Origin of the sequence: Aeromonas sp. R6-1, assembly GCF_040908165.1 — a bacterium.
In the GTDB taxonomy this organism is placed as follows: domain Bacteria; phylum Pseudomonadota; class Gammaproteobacteria; order Enterobacterales; family Aeromonadaceae; genus Aeromonas; species Aeromonas caviae.
Genome location: NZ_JBFODF010000016.1, coordinates 1 through 6,407, shown reverse-complemented (window position 1 = coordinate 6,407; position 6,407 = coordinate 1). Strand labels below are relative to the sequence as shown.

7 protein-coding genes are annotated in these 6,407 nt (G+C 54.7%); 1 reads left to right on the top strand and 6 read right to left on the bottom strand.

Going from position 1 to position 6,407, the window contains the following annotated elements; translation table 11 throughout:
• Window positions 1-49: 49 nt before the first annotated feature.
• The 6 genes from AB5Y68_RS04035 to AB5Y68_RS04010 form a co-directional block, all read right to left on the bottom strand.
• Window positions 50-1,090, bottom strand: a complete 1,041-nt coding sequence (locus AB5Y68_RS04035) for an IS481-like element ISAs19 family transposase (protein WP_368206886.1) — start codon at window positions 1,088-1,090, stop codon at window positions 50-52.
• A 252-nt stretch (window positions 1,091-1,342) separates the two neighbouring features.
• Window positions 1,343-2,569, bottom strand: a complete 1,227-nt coding sequence (locus AB5Y68_RS04030; RefSeq protein ID WP_368206922.1) for a tyrosine-type recombinase/integrase — start codon at window positions 2,567-2,569, stop codon at window positions 1,343-1,345.
• A 650-nt stretch (window positions 2,570-3,219) separates the two neighbouring features.
• Window positions 3,220-3,654 (bottom strand): DUF2787 family protein, encoded by a 435-nt coding sequence (locus tag AB5Y68_RS04025; protein WP_368206921.1) that lies wholly within the window; start codon window positions 3,652-3,654, stop codon window positions 3,220-3,222.
• A complete protein-coding gene (locus AB5Y68_RS04020; protein ID WP_226031386.1) occupies window positions 3,651-4,271 on the bottom strand; it encodes a hypothetical protein in 621 nt (206 codons plus the stop codon). The genes AB5Y68_RS04025 and AB5Y68_RS04020 overlap by 4 nt, the downstream gene beginning before the upstream one ends.
• Window positions 4,272-4,293: 22 nt before the next feature.
• The gene (locus tag AB5Y68_RS04015; RefSeq protein ID WP_029304363.1) at window positions 4,294-4,596 is read right to left on the bottom strand and encodes a YkvA family protein; all 303 of its coding nucleotides are present in this window, start codon (window positions 4,594-4,596) and stop codon (window positions 4,294-4,296) included.
• Window positions 4,593-5,141: a hypothetical protein gene (locus AB5Y68_RS04010; protein WP_368206920.1), complete on the bottom strand. Its 549-nt coding sequence runs from the start codon at window positions 5,139-5,141 to the stop codon at window positions 4,593-4,595. Before AB5Y68_RS04010 ends, AB5Y68_RS04015 begins: the two co-directional genes overlap by 4 nt.
• A 474-nt stretch (window positions 5,142-5,615) precedes the next feature.
• Here AB5Y68_RS04010 and AB5Y68_RS04005 point away from each other — a divergent pair.
• A partial coding sequence (locus AB5Y68_RS04005; RefSeq protein WP_279967736.1) for an IS1595-like element ISKpn3 family transposase occupies window positions 5,616-6,407 on the top strand: 792 nt, incomplete at its 3' end.

Sequence of the window (6,407 nt, the reverse complement as noted above, 5' to 3'; positions counted from 1 at the left end):
TGTACAGATCTAGTTATCACCTGACACCGGCCTCAAACCGGTGTCTTGTTTACGCTACTTTAGTGCGCACTTCCTTCGGTATCAATTTCAGACCCTTCTTGAACATGCTGTAGGGGGTCTGACCCTCCATCATCCTGCCCTGATGTGGCCGCTCGGTGTTGTAGTGTTCCAGGTAGCTATCCAGGTCTGTCTGCATCTGTTCTACCGACTCATACCAGGTCGTCCTCCCCTTGATACGGAAGTGCTCATCCAGCAGTGTGCGGTGCAACCGCTCGATAAAGCCATTGCTCTGCGGCCTGCGTACCTTGGTGGTCCGGTGCTCAATCCCCTCCAGTTGCAGGAACAGCTCGTAGGGATGATGGTCTGGGCGCCCACAGAACTCGCGCCCGTTATCTGACAGGATGGTATAGACCAGAGCCTCATGGGCTTCGAAGAACGGCAGTACCGTTTCATTGAGCACATGAACCGAGGTCACCGGCAGCTTGCTGGTGTAGAGCCGTCCCCAGGCATGGCGACTGTAGCAGTCCAGCACGGTTTGCAGATACACCTTGCCAACCCCCTTGAGCGCGCCGACGAAGAAGGTGTCAACCGCCACCAGTTCTCCGGTGTAGTGGACCTCAATCTGGCGTTCGCGAAACTCGGGGCTGAAGCGTTCTAACAGGCGGATCTGCTCGTCATTGAGCTCAATGGTCTGCTCCCGGTGGGTTTTCTCGAGGCGCAACAAGCGGTCATGCTTGGAGAGCAAGTCGTGACGTTGCCACACGCCACGCACACCGCCTGCACTGACGTTGATGCCTTGCAGAGCCAGTTCTTGCGCGACCCGCAGCGGGCCATGGGTTGGTCTGGTGAGAGAGTAATCGAGGATGGCTTGCTCAATCTCGGGAGCGACCCGGTTGGGATGAGCGCCTTTACAGCCGGGGAGTTTGTCGAGCAAGCCCTCGGCGCCATAGGTCTGGTAGTTACGGCGAATTTCGTAGAACTGCTGACGGCTGTAGCCGATGAGCTTGCAGGCTTTGCTGACATTATTGAGCTCTTTGGCGAGCTCTAGCAGGCTGAGTTTGCGACGTGCTACTTTCTCGTTGGTGGTCATACGGTGACTCCGGATAACACGGTAGGGGTACCGTTTTGTTATCCGGTTTGAAGCCGTATGACCACTCCCTTTTGTGGGCAACTGTCAGGTGAATACCATCTCCATACAGGTTGAGCGGGCCAAGAAGGCCGGTCAGGACTGGTTGTCGTTGTTGGTGAGGAGGGTGAGCTAACACCGCGCCTCGGGCGGCTAAACGGTGATATCGGTATCTCACTCTGCCGTGAGATACCGACATACCTAGCTGGCCTGAACCTACTCGCCCTCTTCGGGAAGCGGCAGCGGCTTGGATGGTACAGAGCTGGTCAGGGCATCATGGATGCAGTTGGCTATTTTCTGGCTGGTCTGCTGCATCCGAGTGTTATGCAGGTGAGCATAACGCAGTGATGTCTGACTGCTCCGGTGCCCAAGCTGGGATTGCACATCAAACAGGGTGCCGCCGTTGGAGACGATCAGCGCCGCGACCGAATGGCGACAGGTGTGCAAGCAAACCCCCTCCTTATCTATACCGGCTCGCGCCAGCATCCGCTGAAAACCCTTGGTGGGATTTTGCAATGGCTGCCCTTGCCGCTTGCCTGGAAACAGATAGGGATTTCCCTCTGTCACCGGTAAGTAGTTCAACAGCTCCACCGCCATATGGTTCAGGTGCAACACACGGCTATGGCCGTTCTTGGTGTGGGGAATATATAGGGTCTTGTCCTCCTTGTTGTAGTGCTGCCATTTGGCCCTTGCCAGCTCGGCCCGGCGCAAGCCGGTGAGCAGCAACATCTTGACGTACTGACCGGTATAGAAACTCTCATGCTGATCTGCAGCCCGGAACAGGCGACGGATTTCATCTGGGGTGAAGTAGCGTTCGCGCCGATTGTTCTCTCGCAGCAACGACACCAAGGCTGCTGGATTGTCCTTGATAAGCCCGGCACGGGCTGCCCAGGTCATGATGGCCTTGAGCAAAGCTAGGACGCGATTGCAGGTGGCCGGAGTGAGGCGCTTGAGCAACATCTGTTGCATGTTCTGGATGCGGGTAACGGTGATCTCTTCCGGGATCAGGTTGCCGAAGATTGGCCGTAGGTGATTACGGAAGCGATGTTCATCCGTCTTCCAACTGCGATTTCTCGATTGCAGATAGGGCAGATAGTCTTCCTGAAACAAATTGCTCAGGGTCTTCTGGTTGCGCTTGTCCTCCTTGGCTTGTTGCGGGTCAACGCCTTCGGCGATCTTGCGTTTGTAGTCGAGCGCCAGCTTACGAGCCGCGCTGACATCCAACGCGGGATAGTGCCCCAGGGCAATGGCCCGCTTGCGCCCGTGTATCTGATAACGCAGCAGGAACTTGCGACGACCTTCCCCTTTGCCCACCAGACAGCGCAGACCGGTCACGTCGGTATCTGAATACTCCGCTTCGGTACTGCGGGCGTCATCTGGATTAGGGGGGAGATCGGCGATCCGCCGGTTGGTAAATTTAAATCGGGTGGGTGTTTCGTTCATGGTTCGCTCCTCAAAATGTGAGCTGGTGCAACAGGGCATAAGCCCCCTTCACAGTGGAAAGGAGGTCCAATCCCCGTCTCTGGCTCGGCGATCAAAATGGTCGTTGCTCATCGCGCCTTGGCCTGGTTGGCCCGGCACGATGACAACGCGGGAAAGGTGAGTGAACAGATGGCCGCCCCGGTCGCTACCCGGTCCGATCCCGTAAAAATGCTACCGAGCCCCGTGTCCGCCCCGCACAAACGGGGGGACACGGGGCGCGTTTTTCCCTTTGAGTGATTAGACTTTTCCATCTCAACCCCGTGAACCCGCGAAATTTGCGGAAAAATGGGTGAGTTAATGAATTGGTCGGGTTGCCCCGCATATTCACGGCAAGCCCCGTGCCCGCCCCGCACAAACGGGGGGAAACGGGGCGCGTTTTTCCCTTTGAGTGATTAGGCTTTTCCATCTCAACCCCGTGAACCCGCGAAATTCGCGGAAATAATGGGGGAGTGAATGAAGAGGTCGGGTTGCCCCGCGTATTCACGGCGAGCCCCGTGCCCGCCCCGTGTGAGCGGGGGGGGGGAAACGGGGCGCGTTTTTCCCTTGGAGAGATTGGGTAAATCGACGCCAACCCCGTGACCCCGCGAAATTTGCGCATTAATAGGGAGGGATCATTCAGTGGCTACCGTGATCGCATAGACACCCAGCGACAGGTAGGTGAGGAAATTGCCCTCCCATAATTCATAGAACTCACCCAACTCAGACAACGGCACCACATGCGCATAGGCAATCAGCCCTTCCTGGCTTGAGAAGTCAAAATCAACCTCCTTAGCCAATTCGGCATAGTCACCCATGCCGACATAGGAAAAGTCCGTCATATAGACCAAGGACCATAGATTTCCTCGGCGTTGTAGACGGATTTCCACCGGATGAAAGCCACCACTCTCCGGACCATAACCCGGATCACGAAAGTTCATCGTGACAGCACGGGCATGGGGCCATGTGGGATGGTGCGTGTTCAGCAGGTCGGTCAGACATACTGCGAACTGGCGTGAAACCGGCAGAGGGAGCCCCTGCCAGTTCAGTGCTATGTCACGGTTGCTCATTGTTGGGCCTCCTCACTGGCCGCCGGGTCTGCGGTTTCAACTTCACCCCCTGTCTCATCCATCTTGTCTGACAAACCGGCCTGGTCGTTGGCTGTTTCCAAAAACGGGGGCTCATTGCCTTTCTCGATGGTTATCTCATCGGTCATGTCATCTTGGCCCTTCTGCCCCTTGGCTTTTCCCTTGCGAGCCTGTTTATCCATATTGACTGGTTCATCCAGCTGAGTAGACCAGTCGCTGAGAGAGAGACCGGCCCGGTGGAACGGCGAGTTGGGCTCGGCGGCCACCAGTAACTTTTCAGCCCGCAGGATGGCGGCGAGGAAACCGTGGTTATTGGCACTGCCTCGAACAAACAGCGCCTTGAGCGCTACCGATTTGAATGGCGCATCCTTGAGGATATCCAGCAGTGCCAGGATGTCATCGAGCGATAACCAGTGCTTGCTGAACAGGCCGCCCGTGTCGTTGGCGGTAATGCGAAGGGCGTAGCGACCCTCATCATTCTTGCCCACATCGTAGTGCAGCAAACCACTGGCCCGTGCGCTTATCTTCGGTGCCTTAGCGGATTTAATAACAGTCCAGACCGGAGCAGCCGACGCTGCCGGTTGTGTGGCTTTAGCCATAATGAAATTCCTTCTGAAGGGGTTACTTGAAGAAGTCAGCCGCTTTGCTGCGATGACCTTGATGGATATGACTGCCTAACGAGGCAATGGCACCGCTAATGACCCCCAGGTCATCGGTGAGACCCACGCCGGGGATAAAGTCCGGTACGGCATCGACCGGACAGAGCAAATAGGCGAGTGCGCTGACCACGATGGTCTTGACCCACACAGGCGTCTGCTCGTCGGCCATCAACAGGTAGAGCAAGACGGCCTGCTCAACCAGCAGCTTCATGCCCTTGATGTGTTTGAGCTTGGCGAGTAGCGAGGAGCGGTTTATCTCGGTCATGCGGCCCACTCCCCATCCCAGTCTGACTCCAGCGCCAGACTGACCACGCCATCGCAGATATCCAGGACCGGACCAGAGTTCCGGGCGGTGACGTTGAGCAACTTGAACACCGGATGGTCTTTATCGTGCAGCGCCACTTGTGTGCCCTCCAGAGCAATCCAGCGCTCCGGTAACGGCAACCAGTAGACGGCTTGCTCGGCGCTGTCCGTGGTGAAGCTGCTGTCACCCATTTCCCACACCTCTTCAAAGATGCCGTTGTCCAGGTCATGGGTGGCCTGACTGGAGAAGCGAGCAATCGACAGCACCAACTGCCCTATCTGAGTCGAGGGCAGTTGGTGCAAGGTGTAGATATTGGTGTGACTGAAGATGGCGACCAATACCGGCAGACCGGGCATCGGCAACGATTCCGGTACATAACGACCGTGGATGCGGATGGCTTTGACCAGTTGATGATGGCGCAGCAGTGCTCGCGACAGGGTATCCAGATAATCCTGAGTCGCGTTTTTGCCTTCACCAATGGCATCGAACAATGAAAGTTCTGACATGGATATCTCTCCTTTGAATGTAAATAGCCGAAATAGCTATTGGATATCAAAGAATTTATATATATTTAAATTGATAGATGATTCGGCAGTTGGTATATTTTTAATATGTCAATTGCATATATTTCACATGGAGTTATTCTCGCGCGCGCGAGAATAACTGGGGGGGATTAATAATTGAGAAAGCCTATTTACATTCTTGAAATTGAATCGTAAATTAGAGCTGACGATGACAACATGAGCACTGCGTTGATAGGTTGATGAAGATATTGTTAATCAGGTATGGGGAACCACTACTCGTATCTTAAAAGGAGATAAATATGATTAATTTATTAAACCTGATTATCAATAAAGAAGACGCTTATCAGGTCAATGAGCTCGTAAGTCGTGATCATCGTGAAACCTGATTACCCATGATTAGCAGTCAGTTACCACGAACTATACTGATCTTACGTACAGTTATCGAGGTGCGAGATCATGGCCAAAAGCAAAATCCAATTCCAGAAAGGCTACAGCCTGTTTGAGTTTCTCAAGGACTATGGCACTGAGGCTCAGTGCGAAAACGCGCTGTTCACTTGGCGTTTTCCTAACGGCTTTGTCTGCCCTGAATGTGCCAACAAGACCTGTTGTCGCCTGAGAAGGCGGCCACGTGTGTGGCAATGCAATCACTGCCGTCACCAGATGTCATTGACTGGAAACACGATTTTCGCAAACACCAAGCTCCCACTGACCAAGTGGTTTCTGGCAATGCACCTGTTGTCACAAACCAAAACAGGCTTGTCAGCGATGGAGCTAAAGCGCCAGTTGGGCGTCAAATATGACACCGCCTGGATGCTCAAGCACAAGCTGCTGCAAGCCATGAAAGAGTCCGATGACAAGCAGCCCATCAGCGGCATCATTCAGCTCGATGATGTCTACTGGGGTGGCGAGCGCCGTGGTGGCAAACGGGGTCGGGGCGCGGCAGGCAAGACGCCGTTTGTGGCAGCAGTGGCCCTGAACAAGGAAGGACATCCAATCAAGATGCGGATGACGGTGGTCGATGGTTTCAAAACCAAGTCCGTTGCTGATTGGGCAAAACGGCATATTGCCAGTGGTAGCGCGGTGATATCCGATGGATTGGCCTGTTTCAAAGCGGTCAAGGAGGCCAATTGTGAGCACCTGGGTGTTGTCACCGGGGGCAACCTGGACTGGCTGGATCATCCGGCATTCAACTGGGTAAACACGATGATAGGAAATGTGAAAAACTCGCTGCGGGGCAGTTGCCATACG

What these genes read in the sequence shown, in the direction of transcription:
- AB5Y68_RS04025 (WP_368206921.1), bottom strand. Translation starts at nt 3,654, where the DNA reads ATGAGCAACCGTGACATAGCACTGAACTGGCAGGGGCTCCCTCTGCCG.
- AB5Y68_RS04020 (WP_226031386.1), bottom strand. Translation starts at nt 4,271, where the DNA reads ATGGCTAAAGCCACACAACCGGCAGCGTCGGCTGCTCCGGTCTGGACT.
- AB5Y68_RS04030 (WP_368206922.1), bottom strand. Translation starts at nt 2,569, where the DNA reads ATGAACGAAACACCCACCCGATTTAAATTTACCAACCGGCGGATCGCC.
- AB5Y68_RS04010 (WP_368206920.1), bottom strand. Translation starts at nt 5,141, where the DNA reads ATGTCAGAACTTTCATTGTTCGATGCCATTGGTGAAGGCAAAAACGCG.
- AB5Y68_RS04015 (WP_029304363.1), bottom strand. Translation starts at nt 4,596, where the DNA reads ATGACCGAGATAAACCGCTCCTCGCTACTCGCCAAGCTCAAACACATC.
- AB5Y68_RS04035 (WP_368206886.1), bottom strand. Translation starts at nt 1,090, where the DNA reads ATGACCACCAACGAGAAAGTAGCACGTCGCAAACTCAGCCTGCTAGAG.